At 68.2% G+C, this 24,058-nt stretch carries 23 protein-coding genes; 13 read left to right on the top strand and 10 right to left on the bottom strand.

The features are described 5' to 3' along the window. The first annotated feature begins 67 nt into the window (after nt 1-67). Genes PQB87_RS10360 through PQB87_RS10350 form a run of 3 tightly spaced genes read left to right on the top strand, consistent with a single transcriptional unit; the run spans nt 68 to nt 2,079 of the window. On the top strand, nt 68-1,315 hold the full coding sequence (locus PQB87_RS10360; RefSeq protein WP_059687398.1) for a molybdopterin molybdotransferase MoeA: 1,248 nt from the start codon (nt 68-70) through the stop codon (nt 1,313-1,315). A gap of 19 nt (nt 1,316-1,334) precedes the next feature. Beyond that, nucleotides 1,335-1,592, top strand: a complete 258-nt coding sequence (moaD, locus tag PQB87_RS10355) for a molybdopterin converting factor subunit 1 (RefSeq protein WP_059687399.1) — start codon at nt 1,335-1,337, stop codon at nt 1,590-1,592. A gap of 10 nt (nt 1,593-1,602) precedes the next feature. Beyond that, nucleotides 1,603-2,079: a molybdenum cofactor biosynthesis protein MoaE gene (locus tag PQB87_RS10350; RefSeq protein ID WP_021156501.1), complete on the top strand. Its 477-nt coding sequence runs from the start codon at nt 1,603-1,605 to the stop codon at nt 2,077-2,079. A gap of 79 nt (nt 2,080-2,158) precedes the next feature. On the opposite strand, the gene PQB87_RS10345 is transcribed toward PQB87_RS10350, so the two are convergent. Next, the gene (locus PQB87_RS10345; protein ID WP_060067649.1) at nt 2,159-2,728 is read right to left on the bottom strand and encodes a group III truncated hemoglobin; all 570 of its coding nucleotides are present in this window, start codon (nt 2,726-2,728) and stop codon (nt 2,159-2,161) included. A 252-nt stretch (nt 2,729-2,980) separates the two neighbouring features. Here PQB87_RS10345 and PQB87_RS10340 point away from each other — a divergent pair, with 252 nt between their 5' ends. Together PQB87_RS10340 and clpB are read left to right on the top strand one after the other, a co-directional pair. Then, the gene (locus PQB87_RS10340) at nt 2,981-3,499 is read left to right on the top strand and encodes an Rrf2 family transcriptional regulator (RefSeq protein WP_042972750.1); all 519 of its coding nucleotides are present in this window, start codon (nt 2,981-2,983) and stop codon (nt 3,497-3,499) included. Nucleotides 3,500-3,656: 157 nt separating this feature from the next. Next, the gene (gene clpB, locus PQB87_RS10335; RefSeq protein WP_175829751.1) at nt 3,657-6,254 is read left to right on the top strand and encodes an ATP-dependent chaperone ClpB; all 2,598 of its coding nucleotides are present in this window, start codon (nt 3,657-3,659) and stop codon (nt 6,252-6,254) included. 117 nt (nt 6,255-6,371) lie between these two features. Here the strand turns inward: clpB and PQB87_RS10330 are convergent, their stop codons facing one another. Continuing rightward, on the bottom strand, nt 6,372-6,803 hold the full coding sequence (locus tag PQB87_RS10330; RefSeq protein ID WP_226215559.1) for a YidB family protein: 432 nt from the start codon (nt 6,801-6,803) through the stop codon (nt 6,372-6,374). An 88-nt stretch (nt 6,804-6,891) separates the two neighbouring features. Continuing rightward, nucleotides 6,892-7,503: a ComEA family DNA-binding protein gene (locus tag PQB87_RS10325; protein WP_226215562.1), complete on the bottom strand. Its 612-nt coding sequence runs from the start codon at nt 7,501-7,503 to the stop codon at nt 6,892-6,894. A gap of 290 nt (nt 7,504-7,793) precedes the next feature. Here PQB87_RS10325 and PQB87_RS10320 point away from each other — a divergent pair, with 290 nt between their 5' ends. Together PQB87_RS10320 and PQB87_RS10315 are read left to right on the top strand one after the other, a co-directional pair. Next, nucleotides 7,794-8,255 (top strand): MerR family transcriptional regulator, encoded by a 462-nt coding sequence (locus tag PQB87_RS10320; protein WP_059687404.1) that lies wholly within the window; start codon nt 7,794-7,796, stop codon nt 8,253-8,255. Continuing rightward, nucleotides 8,239-8,682 carry a carboxymuconolactone decarboxylase family protein gene (locus PQB87_RS10315; RefSeq protein ID WP_301861688.1) on the top strand — a complete coding sequence of 148 codons (444 nt, stop codon included), beginning with the start codon at nt 8,239-8,241 and terminating at the stop codon, nt 8,680-8,682. The genes PQB87_RS10320 and PQB87_RS10315 overlap by 17 nt, the downstream gene beginning before the upstream one ends. Nucleotides 8,683-8,707: 25 nt before the next feature. On the opposite strand, the gene PQB87_RS10310 is transcribed toward PQB87_RS10315, so the two are convergent. Continuing rightward, entirely contained in the window at nt 8,708-10,624 is a 1,917-nt protein-coding gene (locus PQB87_RS10310; RefSeq protein WP_060067640.1) for a sigma-54-dependent Fis family transcriptional regulator, read from the bottom strand. Between the two features lie 536 nt (nt 10,625-11,160). On the opposite strand from PQB87_RS10310, the gene PQB87_RS10305 reads away from it, so the two are divergent. The 6 genes from PQB87_RS10305 (at nt 11,161) to lipA (ending at nt 17,263) form a co-directional block, all read left to right on the top strand. Then, complete coding sequence (locus tag PQB87_RS10305; RefSeq protein ID WP_060067639.1) at nt 11,161-12,219, top strand: ATP-NAD kinase family protein; 1,059 nt, start codon at nt 11,161-11,163, stop codon at nt 12,217-12,219. Between the two features lie 59 nt (nt 12,220-12,278). Beyond that, nucleotides 12,279-13,055 carry an SDR family NAD(P)-dependent oxidoreductase gene (locus PQB87_RS10300; protein WP_489241635.1) on the top strand — a complete coding sequence of 259 codons (777 nt, stop codon included), beginning with the start codon at nt 12,279-12,281 and terminating at the stop codon, nt 13,053-13,055. Nucleotides 13,056-13,132: 77 nt separating this feature from the next. Next, nucleotides 13,133-14,116, top strand: a complete 984-nt coding sequence (locus tag PQB87_RS10295; protein WP_021156490.1) for a thiamine pyrophosphate-dependent dehydrogenase E1 component subunit alpha — start codon at nt 13,133-13,135, stop codon at nt 14,114-14,116. Nucleotides 14,117-14,170: 54 nt separating this feature from the next. Beyond that, a complete protein-coding gene (locus PQB87_RS10290; protein ID WP_048021073.1) occupies nt 14,171-15,175 on the top strand; it encodes an alpha-ketoacid dehydrogenase subunit beta in 1,005 nt (334 codons plus the stop codon). A gap of 4 nt (nt 15,176-15,179) precedes the next feature. Next, nucleotides 15,180-16,295: an acetoin dehydrogenase dihydrolipoyllysine-residue acetyltransferase subunit gene (locus PQB87_RS10285; protein ID WP_489241632.1), complete on the top strand. Its 1,116-nt coding sequence runs from the start codon at nt 15,180-15,182 to the stop codon at nt 16,293-16,295. A 2-nt stretch (nt 16,296-16,297) separates the two neighbouring features. After that, nucleotides 16,298-17,263 carry a lipoyl synthase gene (gene lipA, locus PQB87_RS10280; protein ID WP_021156487.1) on the top strand — a complete coding sequence of 322 codons (966 nt, stop codon included), beginning with the start codon at nt 16,298-16,300 and terminating at the stop codon, nt 17,261-17,263. Between the two features lie 11 nt (nt 17,264-17,274). Here lipA and PQB87_RS10275 read toward each other — a convergent pair whose 3' ends face one another. The 6 genes from PQB87_RS10275 to PQB87_RS10250 form a co-directional block, all read right to left on the bottom strand. Then, on the bottom strand, nt 17,275-18,630 hold the full coding sequence (locus PQB87_RS10275) for an MATE family efflux transporter (protein WP_111939837.1): 1,356 nt from the start codon (nt 18,628-18,630) through the stop codon (nt 17,275-17,277). 2 nt (nt 18,631-18,632) lie between these two features. Then, nucleotides 18,633-20,465: an ArnT family glycosyltransferase gene (locus tag PQB87_RS10270; RefSeq protein ID WP_111939836.1), complete on the bottom strand. Its 1,833-nt coding sequence runs from the start codon at nt 20,463-20,465 to the stop codon at nt 18,633-18,635. Between the two features lie 144 nt (nt 20,466-20,609). Next, nucleotides 20,610-20,870: a type B 50S ribosomal protein L31 gene (locus tag PQB87_RS10265; RefSeq protein ID WP_021156486.1), complete on the bottom strand. Its 261-nt coding sequence runs from the start codon at nt 20,868-20,870 to the stop codon at nt 20,610-20,612. A gap of 157 nt (nt 20,871-21,027) precedes the next feature. Beyond that, complete coding sequence (locus PQB87_RS10260) at nt 21,028-21,861, bottom strand: M90 family metallopeptidase (RefSeq protein ID WP_059687412.1); 834 nt, start codon at nt 21,859-21,861, stop codon at nt 21,028-21,030. Nucleotides 21,862-21,899: 38 nt separating this feature from the next. Continuing rightward, on the bottom strand, nt 21,900-23,456 hold the full coding sequence (locus PQB87_RS10255) for an MFS transporter (RefSeq protein ID WP_153488424.1): 1,557 nt from the start codon (nt 23,454-23,456) through the stop codon (nt 21,900-21,902). Next, on the bottom strand, nt 23,453-23,953 hold the full coding sequence (locus PQB87_RS10250) for a MerR family transcriptional regulator (RefSeq protein ID WP_059687414.1): 501 nt from the start codon (nt 23,951-23,953) through the stop codon (nt 23,453-23,455). Before PQB87_RS10250 ends, PQB87_RS10255 begins: the two co-directional genes overlap by 4 nt. Nucleotides 23,954-24,058 lie beyond the last annotated feature (105 nt).

Here is a 24,058-nt window from a genome sequence, read left to right as displayed (position 1 = left end):
TATCGCGCGCCCGCGCGACGGCGTCGCTACAATGACGTATTGAATCCAACGATCCCCGATTCCATCGATGTCGAACCCGAATCCCGCGGCGCCGCGCGCGCCGATGCTGTCGACCGCCGAGGCGCTCGCCGCGCTGCTCGATGCCGCGAAGCCGTTGCCCGGCGTCGAAACCGTCGCCACGCTCGATGCGCTCGGCCGCGTGCTGGCGGCCGACGTGAGCTCGCCGCTCGACGTGCCGCCGATGCATACGAGCGCGATGGACGGCTATGCGGTGCGCGTCGCCGACCTGCTGCATGGCGAGCGGCGTTTGCCGGTGTCGCAGCGCATTCCGGCGGGCCATCCGGCCGCGCCGCTCGTTGCCGGCACGGCCGCGCGGATCTTCACCGGCGCGACGGTGCCGCCCGGCGCCGACGCTGTCGTGATGCAGGAGCAGGCGTCGGCCGACGGCGATGCGGTCGAGATCCTGCACACGCCGAAGGCCGGTGAATGGATCACCGCGCAGGGCGCGGATATCCGGCAGGGCTCGGTGATCCTGCCGGCCGGCACGCGGCTCACGCCGCAGGCGCTCGGTCTTGCCGCGTCGGTCGGCTGCGCGCAGTTGCCGGTCGCGCGGCGGATTCGTGTCGCGGTGTTCTTCACCGGCGACGAACTGACGATGCCGGGCGAGCCGCTGAAGCCCGGCGCGATCTACAACTCGAACCGCTTCACGCTGCGCGGGCTGCTGGAGCGGCTCGGCTGCCACGTGACCGACTACGGGATCGTGCCCGATTCGCTCGCCGCGACGCGCGACACGCTGCGCGCGGCCGCGCGCGATCACGACGTGATCCTGACGAGCGGCGGCGTGTCGGTCGGCGACGAGGATCACGTGAAGCCGGCCGTCGAGGCCGAAGGGCGGCTCGCGCTGTGGCAGATCGCGATGAAGCCCGGCAAGCCGCTTGCCTACGGCGCGGTGCGCCGTGGCGACGATCGCCCCGATGCGCACTTCATCGGGCTGCCAGGCAACCCGGTATCGAGTTTCGTCACGTTCCTGCTGTTCGTGCGGCCGTTCCTGCTGCGCCTGTCCGGCGTGCGCGACGTCGCGCCACGCGCGCTGTCGCTGCGCGCCGACTTCTCGCAAGGCAAGGGCGACCGCCGCAACGAATTCCTGCGTGCCCGCGTGAACGCGGCCGGCGGCCTCGACCTGTTCCCGAACCAGAGTTCGGCGGTGCTGACGTCGACGGTGTGGGGCGACGGCCTGATCGACAATCCGCCGCAGCACGCGATCAGCGCCGGCGAGACCGTGCGTTTCATTCCGTTTTCCGAACTGCTGTCGTAACGCGACGGCTTCCCGAACCATGAAGATTCAGCTGAAATTTTTTGCAAGCGTACGCGAGGCACTGGGTGTTGCCGACGAGCAGGCCGACGTGCCGGACAGCGTCACGACCGTGGGCGACGTGCGCGCGTGGCTGCGCGTGCGCGGCGGGGCATGGGCCGAGACGCTCGCGGAAGGGCGCGCGCTGCGCATGGCGTGCAATCACGAGATGACCGATCCCGAGACGCGGCTCACCGAAGGCTGCGAAGTGGCGTTCTTTCCGCCTGTGACGGGCGGTTGAGGCACCGGCAATGGCAACGGTACGAATCCAGACCGACGACTTCGACCTGAACGCCGAGGTCGCGGCATTGCGTGCGCGCAACCCGAAGATCGGCGCGGTCGCGTGCTTCGTCGGCACGGTGCGCGATCTGAACGAAGGTGATGCGGTTGCCGCGATGGAACTCGAGCACTATCCGGGGATGACCGAGAAGGCACTCGAGAAGATTGCGGCCGAGGCCGGCCGGCGCTGGCCGGGCATCGACGTCGCGATCGTGCATCGCGTCGGCAGGCTCCTGCCGCTCGACCAGATCGTGATGGTCGCCACGGTTGCGTCGCACCGCGGCGACGCGTTCGCGTCGTGCGAGTTCGTGATGGACTACCTGAAGACCGAAGCGCCGTTCTGGAAGAAGGAAACCACGCCGGACGGCGAGCGCTGGGTCGACGCGCGCAGCACCGACGATGCCGCGCTCGCGCGCTGGGGGATCGAATCGGGCAATACGCGGCGCTGAGCGCGGCGTCGGCATCGTGCGGCAAGGTGCCGCATGCACGCAAGCGCCGCGCGTGACGGCAACCCGTGACGGCAACCCGTTACGCGTCCGGATCGGTGCTGCGCCCGATGATCTTCGTCGGAAACGGCTCGCCGCGGGCACGCGACGGCAACGCGTGCGGATCGTCGCCCCCGTCGTCCCCGCCGCGGCGGCGCGGTGCGATCGCGTCGAGCAGCGCCTGCTGCTCGGGCGGAATCCGGTAATCCCAGCCGAAGCGGCTCAGCTGCAGGCTCTGTGCGATCCGCAGCGCCGGCTCCATGAAGCGGATCGCCGCGGGCGGTGCGTAGCGCGCCTCGACGGTCTTCAGGAACAGCGACAGCCAGCGGCTGAAATGGGCCGGCTCGATCCCGTCGAGCGGCTGGTGCGCCTGCTGCACGTTGCCGCGATAGCCCTTGGTGCCGAGCACGAGGCTCGACCAGAACGTGACCATCTTCGGCAGGTGGTCGTCCCAGCGGCCGGCCAGCTTTGCGTCGAACACGGGCCCGAGCAGCGGATCGGCGCGCACGCGGTCGTAGAACGCGTAGACGAGATCGCGGATGTTTTCTTCGGTCGGCTCGGCGTCGCGAGGGCGGGCCGGTGCGGTATCGGGTGAGGCGGGCAGGACGGTCATGGCAAAAAGGGCCGGGAGAGACGGACAACGACGGGGCGGCGGCGCGGGCATCGTGCAGGACGCCGGCCGGATTTTGACGCAAAATAGCGACCAACGACCCCTGAAAAACGTGTAGATGTCACGCATCTTATTGCGCGCGCGCCATCCCGGCAACCCGGGGCCGCGGAACAGGGCTGTCGACCGGCCCCGTGCGCATCCCGATCGGCCCGGCTCACGTAAATGGGACACGATCGATCTCTTCCGTATTCACCCATGAGACTCACCGACTACACCGACTATTCGCTGCGCGTGATGCTTTACCTTGCCGTGCGCGGCGAGGGACTCGCGACGATCCAGGAGATTTCGGACGCCTACGGCATCTCGAAGAACCATCTGATGAAAGTCGTGCAGCAGCTCGGCGAGCTGGGATGGGTCGACACCGTTCGCGGCCGCAATGGCGGGCTGAGGCTGTTCCCCGAATCGCTGCAACTGACCGTCGGTCAGGTCGTGCGCGCAACCGAGAGCGATTTCGCGCTGGTCGGCTGCTTTTCGGCCGAAGGTGAGTCGCGCGGCTGCGTGATCGAGCCGCAGTGTCGCCTGAAGGGCGTACTGGCGGCCGCGCGCGATGCGTTCTTCGCCGAACTCGACCGTCACACGCTCGGTGAACTGGTCGAACCCGCTGCGCCGCTCATGGCGCTGCTCGGCATTCGCCCGGTCGTGCGCGTGCATCCCGCCGCGCCGTTGCCGGAAGACGCGCCCGTGTCCGTCGAGCCGCCGTCGACGGCCGACTGATAAGCGAGCGCCGTGCTCCGCGACCCGGCAGCGGCCCGTCCCGGGGCCGCTTCGAGGGTATCCATCGATTTTTGCGCTGAATCAACCCGAATTTCGCTTGAAAGCCGCATAACCATCCTCATCTTGGTGTTAATCGAAAATTGGAGGTCTCGACAAAATGAGAATCGACAAGCTCACCACCAAGTTCCAGGAAGCACTCGCTGACGCGCAAAGCCTTGCGGCTGGCCGCGACAATCAATACATCGAACCCGTTCACGTGCTGGCCGCACTGGTCGCGCAGCAGGACGGCTCCGCCCGCTCGCTGATGTCGCGCGCGGGTGTTCACATCCAGGCGCTGCAAGGCGCGCTGAACGAAGCGATCTCGCGCCTGCCGCAAGTGACGGGTACGGGCGGCGACATCCAGATCGGCCGCGAACTGGCCGGGCTGCTGAACCAGGCCGACAAGGAAGCGCAGAAGCTCAACGACACGTTCATCGCGAGTGAGATGTTCCTGCTCGCCGTGTCCGACGACAAGGGCGAAGCCGGCAAGCTCGCGCGCCAGCACGGCCTCACGCGCAAGTCGCTCGAAGCCGCGATCGCCGCGGTGCGAGGCGGCTCGCAGGTGCACAGCCAGGACGCGGAAAGCCAGCGCGAGGCGCTGAAGAAGTACACGGTCGACCTGACCGAGCGCGCCCGTGCGGGCAAGCTCGATCCGGTGATCGGCCGCGACGACGAAATCCGCCGTTCGATCCAGATCCTGCAGCGCCGCACCAAGAACAACCCGGTGCTGATCGGCGAGCCGGGCGTCGGCAAGACGGCGATCGTCGAAGGGCTCGCGCAGCGGATCGTCAACGGCGAAGTGCCGGAGACGCTGAAGGGCAAGCGCGTGCTATCGCTCGACATGGCCGCGCTGCTCGCCGGCGCGAAGTATCGCGGTGAATTCGAGGAGCGCCTGAAGGCGGTGCTCAACGACATCGCGAAGGACGAAGGCCAGACGATCGTCTTCATCGACGAAATCCACACGATGGTCGGCGCGGGCAAGGCCGAAGGCGCGATGGATGCGGGCAACATGCTGAAGCCGGCGCTGTCGCGCGGCGAGCTGCACTGCATCGGCGCGACCACGCTCGACGAATACCGCAAGTACATCGAGAAGGATGCCGCGCTCGAGCGCCGCTTCCAGAAGGTGCTCGTCGACGAGCCGAGCGTCGAGGCGACGATCGCGATCCTGCGCGGGCTGCAGGAGAAGTACGAACTGCACCACGGCGTCGACATCACCGATCCGGCGATCGTCGCCGCGGCCGAACTGTCGCACCGCTACATCACCGATCGTTTCCTGCCCGACAAGGCCATCGACCTGATCGACGAAGCCGCTTCGAAGATCAAGATGGAAATCGATTCGAAGCCCGAAGAGATGGACAAGCTCGACCGCCGGCTGATCCAGCTGAAGATCGAGCGCGAAGCCGTGAAGAAGGAGCAGGACGAAGCATCGCAAAAGCGCCTGCAGCTGATCGAGGAAGAGATCGAGCGCCTCGGCCGCGAATATGCGGACCTCGATGAGATCTGGACCGCCGAGAAGGCCGCGGTGCAGGGCAGCGCGCAGTTGAAGGAAGAGATCGAGAAGGTGCGGGCGGACATCGCGCGGCTGCAGCGCGACGGCAAGCTGGAGAAGGTCGCCGAGCTGCAGTACGGCAAGCTGCCGCAGCTCGAGGCGCAGCTGAAGCAGGTCACGCAGGCCGAAGAGCAGGAGCAGCACAACCCGACGCGGCCGCGCCTGCTGCGCACGCAGGTCGGCGCCGAGGAAATCGCGGAAGTCGTGTCGCGTTCGACCGGGATTCCGGTGTCGCGGATGATGCAGGGCGAACGCGAGAAGCTGCTGCACATCGAGGAAAAGCTGCACGAGCGCGTGGTCGGCCAGCATGAGGCGATCGGCGCGGTGGCCGACGCGATCCGCCGTTCGCGCGCGGGTCTCGCCGATCCGAACCGTCCGTACGGCTCGTTCCTGTTCCTCGGTCCGACGGGTGTCGGCAAGACCGAACTGTGCAAGGCGCTGGCGTCGTTCCTGTTCGATTCGGAAGAGCACCTGATCCGCATCGACATGAGCGAGTTCATGGAGAAGCACAGCGTCGCGCGGCTGATCGGCGCGCCGCCGGGCTATGTCGGTTACGAGGAAGGCGGTTACCTGACGGAAGCCGTGCGCCGCAAGCCGTACAGCGTGATCCTGCTCGACGAGATCGAGAAGGCGCATCCGGACGTGTTCAACGTGCTGCTGCAAGTGCTCGACGACGGCCGCATGACGGACGGGCAGGGGCGCACGGTCGACTTCAAGAACACGGTGATCGTGATGACGTCGAACCTCGGCTCGCAGGTGATCCAGGCGATGACGGGCGCGCCGCAGGAAGAGATCAAGGACGCGGTGTGGCTCGAGGTGAAGCAGCATTTCCGCCCCGAGTTCCTGAACCGGATCGACGACGTCGTCGTGTTCCATGCGCTCGACCGCAGCAACATCGAGTCGATCGCGAAGATCCAGCTCGCCCGCCTGCACGACCGGCTCGCGAAGCTCGACATGGCGCTCGACGTGTCGCCGGCGGCGCTCGAACAGATCGGCAAGGTCGGCTACGATCCGCTGTTCGGTGCGCGACCGCTGAAGCGCGCGATCCAGCAGGAGATCGAGAACCCGGTCGCGAAGCTCATCCTCGCGGGCCGTTTCGGTCCGAAGGACGTGATTCCGGTCGACGTCAACGACGGCAAGTTCGTGTTCGACCGCGTCGTTCACTGATCGCCTGCCGTCGGCTACCCGCCCGGTTCGCGCCGGGCGCGCAAAAACAAACACCCCGCCTCGGCGGGGTGTTTGCTTATGGGGCGGCGGAACGGGCCGCCGCGCGGGCCGGGATGCTCAGCCCTGCTTGTTGCCGCCGAACATGCCGGCGAGTTGCGTGAGCGCGCCGAGCACGTTCGACGTATCGATCTGGCCGCCTGCCGGCACTTCGCCGTTCGGCGTCGCGCCGTTGACGACGTGCGGCAGCACCTGCGCGAGGATCGACGAAGCCTGCGACGGATCGATGCCGACCTTGCTCGCGAGCGAGCCGACGACGTCGGAGCCGAGCACGTTCTGCAGCGCGTCTGCCGAGATCGGCTGGTTTTCGCCGTTGCCGACCCACGAGCCGATGATGTCGCCGGCGCCGCCTGCCTTGAACTTCTCGATCAGGCCGTTCAGGCCGCCCGGCTGGTTGTTGATGAATTCGAGCGCGGTCGTGATCAGCGCGCTTTGCGAGTTGCCGCCGGCCTGGCCGCCGAGCAGACCGCCAACGATGTCGAGGAGACCCATGGTGCTTCACCTTTACTGAAAAGGGCGTCGTGACGACGACGCCCGTTGAACGAATGCCGCGCGCACGCCGTCGCGCGCGCGGCGCACATCAGGCGCCCGACGCCGCGGCGGCGGAGGCTGCCTTGTCCTTCTTGCTTTTCTTCTTCGAACCCTTCGTCGCCTTGGCCGACGACGCCGCGGCCGGTGCGCTCGCACCCGCGTCGGCGGATGCCGCTGCGGCCGCGGCGGCCTTTTCCTTCTTCGATGCGCGCTTGGCCTTGGCCGGTTTCGCCGCCGTGTCCGGCGCGCTTGCCGCCGGTGCCGGCGCAGTGGCCGTCGTACCGGCCGTCGCGGTCGTGGACGTCGACGCGGTGCCTGCCGACGTCGTTGCCGACGGAGGTGCCGACGTCGTCGCGGCCGGCTTCGACAGCTTCACGCCCTTCGGCGGCGTCGACGAGCCGCCGATCGTCAGGCCGTTTTCCTCGAGATGGCCGACCGATTTCGTGCCGAGGCCCTTTACGCGGTTCGCGAGATCGTCCGCGTCCTTGAACGGGCCGTTCTTGGTGCGTTCGTCGATGATCGCTTTCGACTTCACGGGCCCGAGACCTTTCACGGATTCGAGCGCGGCCTGGTCGGCCGTGTTGACTTCGACGGCCGCGGCAAGGCCTGCGGCGAGTGACAGCGACAGCGCGACGAACAGCATCAGCAGCTTTTTCAGCATGGCAAAGGCTCCCTGGTTCTGATTCTGACGGATGAATGGCTGTTGCAACGGACGGCGGGCGAGACTTGGCCGGGCGTCGCCGTTAAGCATAGGACAAATGCGTGCCCTTTTTAAGACAGGCTGACCGAATCTTGCTGAAGGCTTGCGGTGCTGTAAAGACCGAAACCCGTGCAGGGCGGCGGTTTTGACCATTCTTTACGGTGTCGCGGGGTGTCGTGGGTCGTCGTCGCGCTGGCCGTTCAAAAGCGCTTGACTTAGAGTTGACTCTAACTCCTAACCTTGTTCCTGCCATGTCGAAAACCGTATCCAAACCTTCCGCCACCGGTCCGCTGACGATCGGGCAAGTCGCCGAGCTGACCGGCTTGTCCACGCATACGCTGCGGTACTACGAGCAGGCCGGCCTGCTGCGTGCGATTTCGCGCACGGCGGCCGGGCACCGGCTCTATGCGCCGGCCGACCTTGACTGGCTGGCCTTCGTGATGCGCCTGAAGGCGACCGGCATGCCGATCGCGCAGATGCAGGAATTCGCGGCGCTGCGCGAGCAGGGCGAGCCGACCTTCGGTGCGCGGCGCAGCCTGCTGGTCACGCATCGCGACGCGGTGCGCGCGCATCTCGCGGAGCTGCAGGCGAGCCTCGACGTGATCAGCGACAAGATCGCGTACTACGAGGCACAGGAGCGCGATGCGGCACGACGGGCAAAACCCTCTCACTCCCCATCGGAACAGGACGGACACCATGGAACGACTCGTTGAAGACCGCTACACGCGCGGCTGGAACAAACTGAAGGAAATCGACGGGGAGGCGGGCGAACGCGTGATCGCGGCGCTTGCGCCGATCGCCCCGGACTTCGCACGGCTGCTGGTCGAGTTCGGCTTCGGCGACATCTACAGCCGGCCGCAACTCGGCCTGAAGGCGCGCGAGATTGCGACGATCTCGGCACTGGCCGCGCTCGGCAACGCGCAGCCGCAGTTGAAGGTGCATATCGAGGCCGCGCTGAACGTGGGCTGCACGCGCGACGAGATCGTCGAGGTGTTCATGCAGATGTCCGTGTACGCGGGTTTCCCGGCCGCGCTCAACGCGCTGTTCGCGGCGCGCGAGGTGTTCGCGCGGCTCGACGAAGCGGCCGGAGAGGGAAACGACGCGAACGACGCGCACGACGCGGTCGGGCAGCTCGCGTGACGGGGCACGCGTCGGCACCCGCACGTCACGCGCGGTGCGGCGCGACGATCCGGTGCTTCGCGATGCGCCGGTACAACGTCGCGCGCGAGATGCCGAGCGCCTGCGCGGCGGCATCGGGCCGCCAGCGGTGCGCGGTGAGCGCCGCGACGATGCGGCCGCGCTCGTCGTCAGGCAGGGTGCCGATCGACGCGCCGCCGAGCTGCGCGGCGATATCGGCCGGCAGATCCTGTCGCGTCACGCGCGCGGCGTCGCATACCGCGCACGCATAGCGCAGCACGTTGCGCAACTGCCGGACGTTGCCGGGCCACGGATACGCGGCGAGCTGTTCCGCGAGCGTTGCATCGAGTGTCAGCACGTGGCCGGTTGCCTGCGCCTCCTCGGCGAACACGGTGGCGATCACGTCGCGCACGTCCGCGCGCTCGCGCAGCGGCGGCAGTTCGAACGTCGCGCCGCTCAGCCGGTAGTACAGATCCTCGCGGAACGTGCCGTCGGCCACCATGCGCGCGAGATCGCGGTGCGTCGCGCAGATCACGTCGAGATCGACGCGCACGGGCGTATCGCTGCCGAGCGGCACGACCTCGCCATCGGCGAGCACGCGCAACAGGCGTGTCTGCAGCGCGAGCGGCATGTCGCCGATTTCGTCGAGGAACAGCGTGCCGCCGTCGGCGAGTGCGATCTTGCCGCGCGCGCCGTGCTTGCGTGCGCCGGTAAACGCACCGGCCGCATAACCGAACAATTCACTCTCGATCAGTGCTTCCGGCAGTGCGCCGCAGTTGACGGCGACGAACGGCCGCGCGCGCCGCGCGCCGGCGTCATGGATCGCGCGCGCGAACACTTCCTTGCCCGCACCGGTCTCGCCGAGCACGAGAATCGGCAGCCGCTTGCTCGCGACCCGCAACGCGAGTTCGGCCTGTTGCGCGATATGCGCATCGCTGCTGTGCAGGAACGGCGTCAGCGCGCCGACGTGGCGTTGCGTGGTGCCCGGGCGGCGCGAGGCCGTGCCGGGCTCGCGGCCGGTGCGCCGTAGCGGCGCGCGCAGCCGCGCATAGAGCGGCGCGCCGGTCGCGCGCAGTCGCAGCGCGACGATCGCGTCGAGCCGCGCGGCATCGCGCAGCGGCATCTCGGTCGCATCGAAGATCTCGTCGATATGGCGCGGTTCGCGCAGTGCCGGCAGCGCGTCGCGCGCCTGCCGGTTCGCGGCGACGATATTGCCGCATTCGTCGAACGCGATCAGCCACTCGGGTTGCGCTTCGACGTAGTGACGATTCGGATGCCCGAACAGGATCCAGTGCTGCGCGGTGCTGTGCACGAAGTAGCCGTCCTCGATCAGTGCCGCGCTCTGCCGCACGAGCTGATAGACGAGACGCTGGCTGTCGCGGCCGTCGGGCGATTGAACGGCCGACGCGTCGAGCACGCCGATCAGCTCGCCGCCCGGCGAGAAGATCGGCGCCGCGCTGCAGGTGAGCGTCGTGAAGGCCGCGCGAAAGTGATCGGTCTTGTGCACGGTGATCGGCGCGAGATCGGTCAGCACGTTCGCGACACCGCAGGTGCCTTCCTCGCTTTCCGACCAGCACGAGCCGATGTGCAGCCCCGCGTGGCGGAAGTCGTTGCGGCGCTCGCGGTCGATCCGGTAGTCGATCGTCACGCCGTGCGCGTCGGTCAGCATCACGCAGTAGTCGGCGACGCGGATCATGTCGTGCAGCCGCGTCAGGCACTGGCCCGATGCGCGCAGGAAGGCCTCTTCCTTGTCGCGCACTTCGCGCAGCTCCGCCGCGGTCAGCACGCGCGGGCCGATCGACGAAGCGGGGTCGAGACGGTAGCGCTCGAGCGACCGTTGCCACGATGACACGAGGCGCGTGGATTCGGCCGGCGCGGGCAGGCGTCCGGCGAGCGCGCCGAGCACACGGTCGGCGTGCTGGGCCTGGGGGACGGCGTAAGGCATGGTCGGCTCCGGTTCCGTACGGCGGGGAATGCGATGTTCTTGTAGCACATCCCGTTCGACGGATCACATTGCATCGCAGCACGCGGCGGGCGTGAGACGTTCGTCTCACCGGTATCGCGCGCTGTCTCGTGTCGCTGAGACGCGCGCATGTGCGGCATGCGCGGATCGTCCGGCATGACGCGGCCCGCGCGGCGCCGCGACAGCGCGGGGTTTGCGGGCGCAACGGCGCGCTTGCACCGGCGTCGCGGTGGCCGTTTCGTCGCATCGACGGGGTGAGACGAACGGGCGGAATTGCCGCGCACGCCGTGGCTCCGGCAGCGAACCGGCGGCGTCGACATTCCCGCCGCGTCAGCGTGCACACGGGTTTCACGGTCATCTCACGCACGATGGCACGCCGCTTGCAGAGATCACGGACAGGTCGGCGCGGTCGCGTCGACGACGAAGATCCGCCGCCCGGCGATGGCAGCGGACGAGACAGGCAGGGCCGCGGCGTACACCCATGCGCCGGGGCCGGCCAACTGGATGGAGACGAACCCGTGACGACGCCCGTTACCGTCGGCGTGATCGCGAACCCCGCATCGGGGCGCGACATCCGCCGCCTCACGACGCATGCCTCCGTGTTTCCGACGGCGGAGAAGGCGAACATGATCGTGCGACTGCTGGCCGGCCTCGGCGCGATGGGCGTCGAGCGCGTGCTGACGCTGCGCGACCGCACGGGCATCGCGACGCTGCTGCTGCGCGCGATCGACACGCATCGCGCGGTCGCGCCGCACGAGCGCTGGCCCGAGGTCGAATTCGTCGACCTGCCGATCACCGATACCGTCGCCGATACACAGGCCGGCGCCGCGTACCTGCACCGGATGGAAGTCGCGCTGATCGTCGTGCTCGGCGGCGACGGCACGCATCGCGCCGTCGCCGCGCACTGTGGCGCGACACCGCTCGTCGCGCTGTCCACCGGCACCAACAACGCGTTTCCCGAACATCGCGAGGCAACCGTCGCGGGCGTCGCGGCAGGACTCGCCGCGACCGGCGCGGTGCCGGCCGAAGTCGCGTTCATGCGCAACAAGCGGCTCGTCGTGCGCTGCGTGGCGGGTGCGCAGCCGGGGCGCGAGGAGATCGCGCTCGTCGACGTGTGCGCCGCGCGCCAGCGCTTCATCGGCGCCCGCGCGATCTCGGGGTCCGACGACATCGATTCGCTCTACCTGACGTTCGCGGAACCGGACGGGATCGGCCTGTCCGCGCTCGGCGGCGCGTGGGCGCCGCTCGAACGCAGCGCGCCGCACGGGCTCGCGATGCGCTTTGCGGCCGAAGGCAAGGCGGCCGGCACGCCGCTCGTCGCGCCGATTGCGCCGGGTCGTGTCGATCGCGTCGTGATGCGCAGTTGCGAACGGCTCGAGCCGGGCGCGTGGCAGACGATTCCGTTCGAGCGCGGCACGCTCGCGTTCGACGGTGAACGCGAGATCGAGGTCGCGCGCGGCGATCGCTACGAGATCTCGCTCGACTGGCGCGGGCCGCTGACGGTCGATGTCGGCCGCACGCTGCGTTACGCGTCGTCGCGGCAACTGCTGCGCGATGCCGGCGCGTGGCACGACTGAGCCGCCACTTTTTCGCATGACATTTCGATATCCATAACGATCATCAAGGAGACATTGCCATGACGGCTTCACTCGAAGGACAGGTCGCCATCGTCACGGGCGGCGCGCGCGGCATCGGCCGCGGCATTGCGCTGACGCTTGCCGGCGCGGGCGCCGACATCCTGCTGGCCGACCTGCTCGACGACGCGCTCGACGCCACCGCGCGCGAGGTACGCGCGCTCGGCCGGCGGGCGGCGGTCGCGAAGGTCGACGTCACGCAGGCCGCGCAGGTCGACGCGATGGTCGCGCAGGCGCTCGCCGAACTCGGCCGGCTCGACATCCTCGTGAATTGCGCGGGCGTGATCAGCATTCATCCGGTCGCCGAACTGACCGAGCGCGACTGGGATGTCGTGATGGACGTGAACGCGAAGGGCACCTTCCTCGGCTGCCGCGCGGCGCTCGCGCACCTGAAGGCGCAGGGCCGCGGCCGGATCATCAACGTCGCGTCGATCGCCGGCAAGGAAGGCTTTCCGAATCTCGCGCACTACAGCGCATCGAAATTCGCGGTCGTCGGCTTCACGAACGCGCTCGCGAAGGAGCTTGCGCGCGACGGCGTGACCGTCAACGCGATCTGCCCCGGCATCGTCCGTACCTATATGTGGGACCGGCTGTCCGACGAATGGAAGACCGACGGCGAAACGGTCGAGGAATCGTGGCAGCGGCACCAGTTGGCGCTGATCCCGCAGGGCCGCGCGCAGACACCGGAAGACATGGGCCGGCTCGCGCTGTTCTTCGCGACGATGGACAACGTGACGGGCCAGGCCGTGAACGTCGACGGCGGCTTCACGTTCCACTGACGGCCGCAGGCCGTGCAATCCGTCGCCACGGCATCGCCGCGGCGGCATTCGCAGTCAGACCTACCCAGGAGACACACATGACCGTTTCGACACAGCTCAGCAGGGACAAGCTGCTGGACGCCTACCGGCTGATGCGCACGATCCGCGAATTCGAGGAACGCCTGCACGTCGAATTCGCGACCGGCGAGATCCCCGGCTTCGTTCACCTGTACGCGGGCGAGGAGGCGTCCGCGGTCGGCACGATACTGCACCTCGGCCTCGACGACTACGTCGCGACCACGCACCGTGGCCACGGCCATTGCATCGCGAAGGGCGTCGACGTGCACGGGATGATGGCCGAGATCTATGGCAAGAAGACCGGCGTCTGCCACGGCAAGGGCGGCTCGATGCACATCGCCGACCTGTCGATGGGGATGCTCGGCGCCAACGGGATCGTCGGCGCGGGCGGTCCGCTCGTGTGCGGCGCCGCGCTCGCGGCGAAGCACAAGAAGACGGGCGGCGTCGGCGTGTGTTTCTTCGGCGACGGCGCGTCGAACCAGGGCGTGATCTTCGAATCGATGAACCTCGCGTCGGTGTGGCGGCTGCCCGCGATCTTCGTGGCCGAAAACAACGGCTACGCGGAAGCGACGTCGTCGAGCTGGTCGGTCGCGACCGACAACATCGCCGATCGCGCGAACGGGTTCGGGATGCCGGGCGTGATCGTCGACGGCTTCGACTTCTTCGCGGTGCACGAAGCGCTCGGCGAAGCCGTCGAGCGCGCGCGCAACGGCGGCGGCCCGACGCTCGTCGAGGTGAAGTTCACGCGCTATTTCGGCCACTTCGAAGGCGACGCGCAGACTTATCGCGCACCCGGCGAGGTGCAGAAGCTGCGTGACGAGAAGGACTGCCTGAAGCATTTCGAGACGCGCGTCGTGCGGGCCGAAGCGTTGACGACCGCCGATCTGCGCGCGGTCGATGCCCAGGTGAAGGCGCTGATCGACGACGCGGTCGCGCAGGCCAAGGCCGCGCCGCTGCCCGACGCAGCCGACCTGCTGACCGACGTCTACGTGTCGTACCCGTGAGCGCGGCCTGACACCGCGGCCGACACGGCGAACCGAACATTCCAGGAGACAGACATGGCAAGGAAGATCACTTATTCGCAGGCGATCAACGAGGCGCTCGCGCAGGAAATGGCGCGCGACGACAGCGTGATCGTGATGGGCGAGGACAATGCGGGCGGCGCGGGCGCGCCGGGCGAGGACGACGCGTGGGGCGGCGTGCTCGGCGTGACGAAGGGGCTGTTCCACAAATTTCCGGGCCGCGTGCTCGATACGCCGCTGTCGGAGGGCGGCTACATCGGTGCGGCGGTCGGTGCGGCCGCATGCGGGATGCGGCCCGTCGCGGAGCTGATGTTCATCGACTTCATGGGCGTGTGCTTCGACCAGATCTTCAACCAGGCCGCCAAGTTCCGCTACATGTTCGGCGGCAAGGCCGTGACGCCGGTCGTGATCCGCGCGATGTACGGCGCCGGACTGCGCGCGGCCGCGCAGCACTCGCAGATGCTCACGTCGCTGTTTACGCATATCCCGGGGCTGAAGGTCGTGTGCCCGTCGACGCCGTACGACGCGAAGGGGCTGCTGATCCAGGCGATCCGCGACAACGATCCCGTGATCTTCCTCGAACACAAGCTGCTCTATACCCGCGAAGGCGACGTGCCGGAGGAGTCCTATGCGATTCCGTTCGGCGAGGCAAACGTGATGCGCGACGGCGACGACGCGACGATCGTCACGTACGGCCGGATGGTGCATCTCGCGATGGACGCGGCCGCGAAGCTCGCGAAGGACGGCATCCAGGTCGACGTGATCGATCTGCGCACGACGTCGCCGCTCGACGAGGAAACGATCCTCGAAAGCGCGGAGCGCACCGGGCGCGTCGTGGTCGTCGACGAAGCGAACCCGCGCTGCTCGATCGCGACCGACATTGCCGCGCTCGTCGCGCAGCGCGCGTTCCATGCGCTGAAGGCACCGATCGAGCTCGTGACCGCGCCGCACACGCCCGCGCCGTTCGCGAGCGTGCTGGAAGACCTGTATATCCCGTCCGCCGATGCGATTGCGCAGGCGGTCCTGAAGACGAGGAGCTGACACGATGTCGATTCACATGATCACGATGCCCAAGTGGGGGCTGTCGATGGAGCAGGGGCAGGTCAACGGCTGGTTGAAGACGATCGGCGAACGCGTGACGAAGGGCGACGAAGTGCTCGACGTCGAGACCGACAAGATCTCGTCGGGCGTCGAATGCGCTTTCGACGGCATGCTGCGCCGGCAGGTCGCGCAGGAAGGCGAGACGCTGCCGGTCGGCGCGCTGCTCGGCGTCGTCGCGGCGGCCGATGCGAGCGATGCGGACATCGACGCGGCGATCGCCGATTTCCAGCGCGATTTCGTGCCGAGCGCCGCCTCCGACGAAGCGGCCGGCCCGCAACCCGAGAAGGCGCAGATCGGCGGCCGGACGGTGCGCTTCCTGAAGCTCGGCGAAGGCACCGGCACACCCGCCGTGCTGATTCACGGCTTCGGCGGCGACCTGAACAACTGGCTGTTCAATCACGCGGACCTTGCCGCGCACCGGCCCGTGTGGGCGCTGGACCTGCCCGGCCATGGCGAATCGGGCAAGGCGGTCGAGACGGGCAGCCTCGACGAACTCGCCGACGCGGTGCTCGCGCTGCTTGATGCGAAGGGCATCGACCAGGCGCACCTGATCGGCCATTCGATGGGCGGCGCGGTTGCGATGGCGGCAGCGGAACGCGCGCCGCAACGCGTCGCGTCGCTGACGCTGATCGCGAGCGCGGGGCTCGGCACCGACATCAACCGCGCTTACATCGACGGTTTCGTCGCCGGCAACAGCCGCAACACGCTGAAGCCGCACCTCGGTGCGCTGTTTGCGGACAACGCGCTGGTCACGCGGCAGCTCGTCGAGGATCTCGTCAGGTACAAGCGGCTCGAAGGCGTGCAGGCCGCGCTCGAGAAGATCGCGAATGCGGCGTTCGACGGCGCCGCACAGCGGCGTGTGTTCCGCGACCGGCTCGCGACGCTTGCGCCGCGCACGCTCGTGATCTGGGGCGAGCGCGACCAGGTGATCCCGGCGCATCACGCGCAGGGTTTGGCCGACGGCGTGCGTGCCGAAGTGATCGCCGGCAGCGGGCACATGGTGCAGATGGAGGCGGCCGCCGACGTGAACCGCCTGATCGTCGCGTTCCTCGGAGACTGACGATGGCCGCCGCGCTCGAACGACCCAGCCTCACGGCGCTCGGCCAGCCGGGCGCGAGAAGCCGCGACAAGCTCGCGCGCATTCCGGTGCGCGTCGAGCCCGCGGCAGGCGCGGCGTTGCCGAAGCCGCCGTGGCTGCGCGCGCGGCCGATGATGAGCGCGGCGGTGGCCGACATGGCTGCCGTGCTGCGCGACCATCGGCTGCATTCCGTCTGCGAGGAGGCGATGTGCCCGAACATCGGCGAGTGCTTCGCGCAGCGCACCGCGACCTTCATGATCATGGGCGGCCTGTGCACGCGGCGCTGCCCGTTCTGCGACGTCGCGCACGGTCGTCCAGAGCCGCTCGATCCCGACGAGCCGGCGCGGCTGGCCGACGCGGCCGCGGCGCTCGGGCTGCGCTACGTCGTGATCACGTCGGTCGACCGCGACGACTTGCGCGACGGCGGCGCCGCGCATTTCGCCGCGTGCATCGCGGCGGTGCGCGCGAGCGTGCCGGGCATCGGCGTCGAAGTGCTGACGCCGGACTTCCGCGGCCGCGTGGCCCGTGCCCTCGATGCGCTGTCGACGGCCTGGCCCGACGTGTTCAACCACAACATCGAGACGGTGCCGTCGCTGTATCGCGCGGCGCGACCGGGCGCCGACTATCGCGGCTCGCTCGAATTGCTCGCGCAGGCGAAGGCCGCGCGGCCGACGCTCGTGACGAAGTCGGGACTGATGCTCGGGCTCGGCGAGCGCGACGACGAGGTGCGCGACACGCTGCGCGACCTGCGCGCACACGAAGTCGACGTGCTGACGCTCGGCCAGTATCTGGCGCCGTCGGCGCACCACCTGCCGGTGCGACGCTACGTGAGCCCGGAGGCATTCGCCGCGTGGCGCGACGACGCGCTGGCGCTGGGTTTCAGGGAAGTCGTCGCCGGCCCGCTCGTGCGGTCGTCATACCATGCGGCCGACGTGCTGGAGGACAGGTAGCGGGCGGCGCGTCAGGCCGGCGCCGGGGCGTGCGCGCGACTCACCCGGCGCAGGTACAGCACGAGCCCGGCGCCCGCGAGCATCAGGCTGACCGTGTTCGCGAACCAGAAGCCGCGCGCGCCGGTCAGCCACGCGGGCGCGATGCCGCCCACGTCGAAGCCGAGCACGTAGCCGCCGCTGAGCCCGACGCCCCACAGCGCGACCGCATAGATCACGGTCGGCACGACCGCGACCTTGTAGGCCCGCAGCACGAACGCCGACGTGACCTGCAGCGCATCGAAGACGTGGTAGCACGCGACGATCGCGACGAGCGGCATCGCGGCCGCGGCGACGGCCGGGTTCGGCGTATAGCCGCCGATGATCAGCGGTCGCAGCACGAACACGAGCAGGCCGTATGTCGCGGCAACGCCGCACGCGAAGATCACGCTGTGCCGGCCGAGCAGCCGGGCTTCTTCGGGCCGTCCGGCGCCGAGCGCGCGCGCGACCAGCGTCGATGCCGCCACGCCGATCGACAGCGGCGTCATGTACAGCACCGCGCCGATGTTGCCGGCGATCTGGTGGCCGGCGAGCGTCGTCGTGCCGAATTGCGCGATGAACAGCGCCATGCACGTGTACGACGTGACCTCGATCAGGTACGACAGGCCCATCGGCACGCCGAGTTTCAGGATCGCCTTCTGGCGTTCCCACACCGGCCAGCAGAAGCGCGAGAAGATCGCGAGCGGCGCGAACACGTCGAGCTTCGCGAGCAGCGTGTAGCCGATCAGTGCGAGCGCCCAGTTGATCAGCGTGCTCGCGAGCCCGCAGCCGGGGCCGCCGAGGGCCGGTACGCCGAACCCGCCGAAGATGAACCACACGTTGAGCGGAAACTTGAGCACCAGCGCGCCGATCTGCAGGATCATCGCGAGGCGCGGCTTGCCGGCCGCGTTGGTCAGCGCGTTGTAGATGCGGAAGACGAGGCTGGCGGGCAGCCCGTACGACAGGATGCGCAGGTAGTCGACGGTGCGGTCGTGCAGCGCGGCGGGTGCGTGCGCGACGCGCAGCAGCGGCTCGGGAAAATGCAGCAGGAGAAAGCCGGGCACCGCGAGCAGCAGCGCGAGCCACAGCGCCTGGCGCACTTCCTCGCCGATTTCGGCATAGCGTCGCGCACCGTACAGTTGCCCGGTGATCGGCTGCAGCGCGGACAGGATGCCCGTCAGGCCGATGTAGATCGACACGTAGATCGACGAGCCGAGCCCGAGCGCGGCCAGATCGACGGCCGAGTAGCGGCCGACCATCGCGGTGTCGATCACGCCGAACGCGATGATCGCGAGCTGGCCGACGAGCACCGGCCACGCGAGACCGACGATCCGGCGGATGTCGCCGAACATCGTCAGTCGGCCGGCTGACGGCGCGGCGGACGCCGCTTGACGGGCGTCTTCGGCCGTTCGATGCGCTCGTACAGGCGGAAGCGCTCGTCGCGGTCGGCGACGCGGCGGCCTTCCCACACGAGACGCCACACGTATTGCGACATCGAGCTCGGCTCGCCGAAGTCCGAGCGGTCCTGGCGCAGGATCACGTCGCAGTCGCCGGAGAAATCGAAGCGCATGTTGCCGAAATACGCGAAGGTCGCGATCTGCGCGTCACCGAGCCGCACGGGCGAGATGCACTCGTAGTCGGACGGCAGGTGCACGGCGATCTGCTGCGCGACGTCGCGATAGGTCCGGCCGTAATTGACGATCGGCAGCCACAGCGTCATCAGCAGCACCCACATCAGCGTGGTGCCCGCACCCGACAGCACGACGCTGCGCCACAGGACCTTCGGCTGCCGCGAGATGCGCCAGCGCACGAGGAAGCACCAGCACACCGTGGCGATCACCGCGCAGACGAACGACAGGATCTTGAAGTGCGGCTCGTAGCCGGGCACGAGGCGCGCGAGGTTGCGGGCGAGCGGATGCGGGAAGCCCGTGAGCGAGGCGAGCCACACGAGCCACACGAACGTGCCGAGGATCGTGAAGCTCAGCACCGCGAACCAGTCGATCGCGTTGATCGCGCCGCGCTTGAGGGTCGGCAGCGCGAACGTCGCGAGCACCGCGAGCGGCGGCATCAGCAGCATGTACATGCGGTTCGACTGCTGGCTCTGCAGGATCACGAGCGCGACGAGCGGCACGGCGACCGACAGCGGAATCGCGACGTGCGCGCGGCGGCGCATGCCGGCCCAGCTCCACCATGCCCAGATCGCGAGCGGCCACGCGGGCCACGTGAACAGCGGCAGGTTCTTTGCCGCATAGCCGAGCACGGCGGTCGGCGGGCCGGAAAAGCGCATCAGGCTGCCGTGAATCCACTGGTTGAAGAACCATGCGGCGTCGTCGGGCGCCGCGACGAACGCGGCAAGCGGCCACAGCGCGAAGATCGCGGCCGCGAGCGGTACGCCGACCAGCGGCAGGCGCAGGTTGCGCATCTCGGGCGTGACGAGCCACAGCACGGTCGTGCCGGCGAGCAGGGCGACGACGAGCACCGGGTTGCCGGACAGGGCGACGAGGCCGATCGCGAGACCCCACCACAGCGCGCCCTGCATCGGCTTGTCGATGCCGCGGACGATCCCGTAGACGAGCATGGCGATCCACGCGAACTGCGCTAGCTGCGGCGTCGTTTCGTGCCCGCGTTCCGCGAGGCCGAAGCAGGCGACGAGCACCAGCAGCGCGCCGTCGGCGAGCGTGCGGCCGTAGTCGCGCGGCTCGGGTTCGCCGCCGAATGCGTATTTGAACGGCTGGACCTCGGCACGCCGGCCGAGCAGGTAGGCTGCGTACCAGACGAACGCGCACGCGACGCAGAACAGCACGCCGGTATCGACGCGCGACGCGTTGCTCGCATCGACCCACGGGCCGAGGCCGCGGATCGACAGCGCACCGAGCCAGTAGCCGAGCGGCCCGTCGGTCGTGATGAACTTGCCGACGAGGTTCGGCAGCAGCCAGTCGTGCCAGCCGCCCTTGGCCATCGTCCACATCACGCCGAAGCCCGCCGCGTCCTCGTTCTTCCACGGGTCGCGGCCGAACAGGCCGAACGCTGCGTAGACGAAGCAGAGGGTAAGCAGCAGCCAGCGCGGCAGCGCACGCGTGGCGGAGGCGGTGAGACGGACGACAGGCTTCATGCAGATGAGCGATTTGTTATGGGCGGGCGGCCGGCGCGGGTGCGCGCGGTCGAGCCGGTTTCGAGCATCCGGCATTGTAGACGCGCCGGCAGTTGCGCGTCAGGCCGATGCCCGGACGCCGGCCGGTGCATTTCCGGCGAGCAGAGACAAAAAAGGGCAGCCTGGGCTGCCCTTTTGTGCGATACCGGTGCGTTGCAACCACCGGATGCGGTGCAAAGCTTACTTCGCCTTGCCGCTGGCGCGAACGCCGAACTTGTTCTTGAACTTCTCGACACGGCCGGCCGTGTCCATGATCTTTTGCTGACCCGTGTAGAACGAGTGCGATTCCGACGACACTTCGATCTTGGCGAGCGGGTAGGTCTTGCCGTCGAGTTCGATGTTTTCACGCGTCTGGATCGTCGAGCGCGTGATGAACTTGAAGCCGTTCGACATGTCTTGGAAGACGACTTCGCGGTAATCCGGGTGAATGCCAGGTTTCATGATTTTCCTTGGTGAGAGCGGTAGCCAACCCGCCGCTTGCCGTGCCGTGCCGCACAAAGTTGCGCGATCCAGCCGACGTCAAGCCCGGCGCGAGCCACTTGCCTAAGGTCGAAAAACGGCGATTATGCCAGAAAATCAGATGGTTGACGAATTATTTTCACGGTGCGTCGAGCGCGCCGGTGCCGGCCGGATCCTGCCGGTAGTAGCGCGCGAGCAGCCGGTACAGCTCCGGAAATTCGGACTCGAACGCTTTCGGTCGTACGAACAGCGCTTCGCTGCACACCGCGAAGAATTCGGACGGATGGTCGGCCGCATACGGATCGATCAGCGATTCCCGCTCGAAGCGCGCCCACGCGCGGTCCGGCACCGCGTCGACGCGCGCGCAGAACTGGTCGTATGCGTGCTCGAACACGTCGGCCCAGGCCTGCGCATCGAGGTACGGCGCGTGCCAGCGGCGAAAAAGGGGCGGATAGCCGTCGGCTGCGCCGTTGACCATGTCGATCTTGTGCGCGAACTCGTGGATCACGACGTTGTACGCGTCGCGGCCGTCCGTCATCTGCGCATCCTCCCACGACAGGATCACGGGGCCGCCTTCCCAGGCCTCGCCGCTCGCGTCCTGCTCCACTTCGTGGACGACGCCGTCCTCGTCCTGCACCGTCTTGCGGATCACGAATTCGCCCGGATACACGACGACGCCGACCCAGCCGTCGTACAGCGACAGGTCGAGATTCAGCACGGGCAGGCAGGCCTGCGCGGCGATCGCGACGATCATCGCGTCGGTCAGCTCGAGTCCGTGTGCGGTCGAGAACGATTTCTTCGCGACGAACAGGCTCGTCAGTTCGCGCAGCCGGCCGAGCGCGTCGGGCGACAGCGCCGCGAGGAACGGCAGGCGCTCGACGGTGTCCTGCCATAGCGCGTCGGGGATCGGATGGCTGCGCAGCGCGCGGTCGCGGCGGCGGTCGTCGAACCAGCGGGTCAGTTTCGAGAGCATGAAGGCGGCTCGCGGAAATCCAAAGCCTGTCTTTTAACTCAATCGATCTCTTTTTGCCATGCCGCGAAGAGGCCGCCGACGAGCGCCACGCCGGCCAGGAAGTAAAAGCCGTCGAGCGACGCGAGAAACGACGCCTGTTGCGCGACCATGCGCGCGATCGACGCGATCGCGAGCCCGTGCGCGTCGTTCAGCGCGTGGCCGGCGGCCGCATAGCTGCGCGTCAGCGCATCGACGGTCTGCTGGAACAGCGGATCGAACACGTTCGCGTGCTCGACGAGTCGCGTCTGGTGCACGGCCACGCGGTGCTGTTCGACGATGATTACCGACGACGTCGCAAACGAGATCGTCAGTTGCCGCACGATGTTCTTCAGCCGGTAGCCGTGCGTGTATTCGTCGATCGCGAAGATCCGGAACGTCAGGTTGGCCACCGGCAGCACGATAAAGAGCAGGAGCAGCCCGCGCAGCAGCAGCGGGACGATCAGCGCGGCTTCGCCGACCTGCGGCGTCATTCGCGTCATCCACAGCGCGGCCGTGATGGCGATCGCGAACCCCGGCACGACGAACCACTTCTTGTGCATGACGAATTTCGCGTAACGCAGGTAGGCGAACAGTGCGGTGGCCGAAATCAGCGACATCGTGCCGACGAGCCGCCCGGCGTTCTCGACCGGATAGCCGAGCCCGCCTTCGAGAAGCCGCGAGGTCAGGTAACTGAAGCCTGTCGACTCGTAGTAATAGAACATGTAGAGCAGCAGCCCGACCTGGAACGTCCGTTCGCGGAACGCGTGAAGGCGCACGAGCGGCGTCGGATGGTTCCACTGGTGATACGCGAACCACGCGAGCGCGGCGATCCCCGCGATCGTCAGCAGGATCAGCATCGGCGAGCCGCTGTAGAGCTGGTAATGCACCTGCTGCAGCACGATCTGCAGCGCACCTTGTGCGAGTGCGAACACGACATACGGCCAGAAGTGTCCGGAGCCGCGTTCGTCGTCGGGCGTCCGGCCCGAGTCGGGCAGCGTGAGCAGCGCGAGGATCGCGAACGCGATGCCGGCCGGCGCCGTGCATGCAAACAGCGCGCGCCATGTCGCATGCGCGACGAGCAGGCCGCCCGCGATCGGCGCGAGCGCGCTGCCGAGCAGGATCATGATGAGGAACGCGCGTGTCGCGGGCGGCCGTTCCTGCGGCTTGAAACTGATCTGGATCAGGATCCGGCACGCGCCCATCATCGGGCCGATGAAATATCCCTGGAAACCGCGCGCGAACGCGAGTTCGAGCGACGTGTCGGCGAGCGCGGCCGCGATCGCGCCGAACGAGAACATCAGCATGCAGCCGGCGACGTAGCGGCGATGGCCGAGCCGGTCGACCCACCATTGCTGCTGCAGGATGCCGAGCACGGCCGTGACCGCGTAAGCGCTCGACGACCACACGAGTTCGTCGGGCGAAGCGTTGATGCCGCCCGCGATGTAGCTCGCGAAGAACGAGAAGGCCGCGTTGTCGAAATAGTCGATGCCGGTGACGAGCGCGAGCGCCCACGGGAACAGGTCCGCGCGCAGGTTCGCGCGGCTCCACAGCGGCGGGCGACCGGGCATCGCGTTCATTCGCGCGCCTTGCGCGCGCGCCGCGTGCCGCTTTCGGCCTGCCGCTGCGCGATCAGCGTGTCGGCGTTTTCGCCGGCAAGACGCCGCTCGACGTAGTCGATGTCGTGCTGCAGTTCCTTGCGCAGCGCGACGGCTTCCTTCAGTTCGCGCTGGACGGCCGCGATCCGCCGGTCGAGCGTATCGATCTGCCCGGCGAGGCCGGTACGGATGTCGCGCAGCGACGCTTCCGAGTAGCGGCGCCGGCCGTCGCCCGTTTCTTCCAGCGGGCGCTTCAGCATTTCGGTGATGCCGTGCAGCGAGAAGCCGAGCGCGCGCAGCCGCAGGATGCGCGCGAAGCGCTCGAGGTCGGCTTCGTCGTAGAGGCGGTAGCGGCCCTCGCTGCGCGACGGCGTGACGAGCCCGCGCTCCTCGTAATACTTCAGCGTGCGCGGCGTGACGCCGAGTCGCGACGCGGCATCGCTCACGGTCAGCAACGGATTGGAGGTGTCGTTCGGCATGGGGCGTGGAGGGAATTCGATCCGGGCGATGACGCGATTATAGATCAACCTGTACGTTCACGTTCAGGTTGGCGCCGAAAAACGGCCGCCGGGCAGGATGCGCGG

Source organism: Burkholderia sp. KL41 (genome assembly GCF_057005415.2).
The sequence above is the reverse complement of the archived record's forward strand: the minus strand, read 5'-3'. Positions and strand labels throughout refer to the sequence as shown.

What these genes read in the sequence shown, in the direction of transcription:
- PQB87_RS10320 (WP_059687404.1), top strand. Translation starts at nt 7,794, where the DNA reads ATGTCGAAAACCGTATCCAAACCTTCCGCCACCGGTCCGCTGACGATC.
- PQB87_RS10255 (WP_153488424.1), bottom strand. Translation starts at nt 23,456, where the DNA reads ATGAACGCGATGCCCGGTCGCCCGCCGCTGTGGAGCCGCGCGAACCTG.
- PQB87_RS10345 (WP_060067649.1), bottom strand. Translation starts at nt 2,728, where the DNA reads ATGACCGTCCTGCCCGCCTCACCCGATACCGCACCGGCCCGCCCTCGC.
- PQB87_RS10340 (WP_042972750.1), top strand. Translation starts at nt 2,981, where the DNA reads ATGAGACTCACCGACTACACCGACTATTCGCTGCGCGTGATGCTTTAC.
- PQB87_RS10260 (WP_059687412.1), bottom strand. Translation starts at nt 21,861, where the DNA reads ATGCTCTCGAAACTGACCCGCTGGTTCGACGACCGCCGCCGCGACCGC.
- PQB87_RS10285 (WP_489241632.1), top strand. Translation starts at nt 15,180, where the DNA reads ATGTCGATTCACATGATCACGATGCCCAAGTGGGGGCTGTCGATGGAG.
- PQB87_RS10295 (WP_021156490.1), top strand. Translation starts at nt 13,133, where the DNA reads ATGACCGTTTCGACACAGCTCAGCAGGGACAAGCTGCTGGACGCCTAC.
- clpB (WP_175829751.1), top strand. Translation starts at nt 3,657, where the DNA reads ATGAGAATCGACAAGCTCACCACCAAGTTCCAGGAAGCACTCGCTGAC.
- PQB87_RS10360 (WP_059687398.1), top strand. Translation starts at nt 68, where the DNA reads ATGTCGAACCCGAATCCCGCGGCGCCGCGCGCGCCGATGCTGTCGACC.
- PQB87_RS10265 (WP_021156486.1), bottom strand. Translation starts at nt 20,870, where the DNA reads ATGAAACCTGGCATTCACCCGGATTACCGCGAAGTCGTCTTCCAAGAC.
- PQB87_RS10310 (WP_060067640.1), bottom strand. Translation starts at nt 10,624, where the DNA reads ATGCCTTACGCCGTCCCCCAGGCCCAGCACGCCGACCGTGTGCTCGGC.
- PQB87_RS10250 (WP_059687414.1), bottom strand. Translation starts at nt 23,953, where the DNA reads ATGCCGAACGACACCTCCAATCCGTTGCTGACCGTGAGCGATGCCGCG.
- PQB87_RS10275 (WP_111939837.1), bottom strand. Translation starts at nt 18,630, where the DNA reads ATGTTCGGCGACATCCGCCGGATCGTCGGTCTCGCGTGGCCGGTGCTC.
- moaD (WP_059687399.1), top strand. Translation starts at nt 1,335, where the DNA reads ATGAAGATTCAGCTGAAATTTTTTGCAAGCGTACGCGAGGCACTGGGT.
- PQB87_RS10325 (WP_226215562.1), bottom strand. Translation starts at nt 7,503, where the DNA reads ATGCTGAAAAAGCTGCTGATGCTGTTCGTCGCGCTGTCGCTGTCACTC.
- lipA (WP_021156487.1), top strand. Translation starts at nt 16,298, where the DNA reads ATGGCCGCCGCGCTCGAACGACCCAGCCTCACGGCGCTCGGCCAGCCG.
- PQB87_RS10330 (WP_226215559.1), bottom strand. Translation starts at nt 6,803, where the DNA reads ATGGGTCTCCTCGACATCGTTGGCGGTCTGCTCGGCGGCCAGGCCGGC.
- PQB87_RS10300 (WP_489241635.1), top strand. Translation starts at nt 12,279, where the DNA reads ATGACGGCTTCACTCGAAGGACAGGTCGCCATCGTCACGGGCGGCGCG.
- PQB87_RS10350 (WP_021156501.1), top strand. Translation starts at nt 1,603, where the DNA reads ATGGCAACGGTACGAATCCAGACCGACGACTTCGACCTGAACGCCGAG.
- PQB87_RS10290 (WP_048021073.1), top strand. Translation starts at nt 14,171, where the DNA reads ATGGCAAGGAAGATCACTTATTCGCAGGCGATCAACGAGGCGCTCGCG.
- PQB87_RS10315 (WP_301861688.1), top strand. Translation starts at nt 8,239, where the DNA reads ATGGAACGACTCGTTGAAGACCGCTACACGCGCGGCTGGAACAAACTG.
- PQB87_RS10270 (WP_111939836.1), bottom strand. Translation starts at nt 20,465, where the DNA reads ATGCCGGATGCTCGAAACCGGCTCGACCGCGCGCACCCGCGCCGGCCG.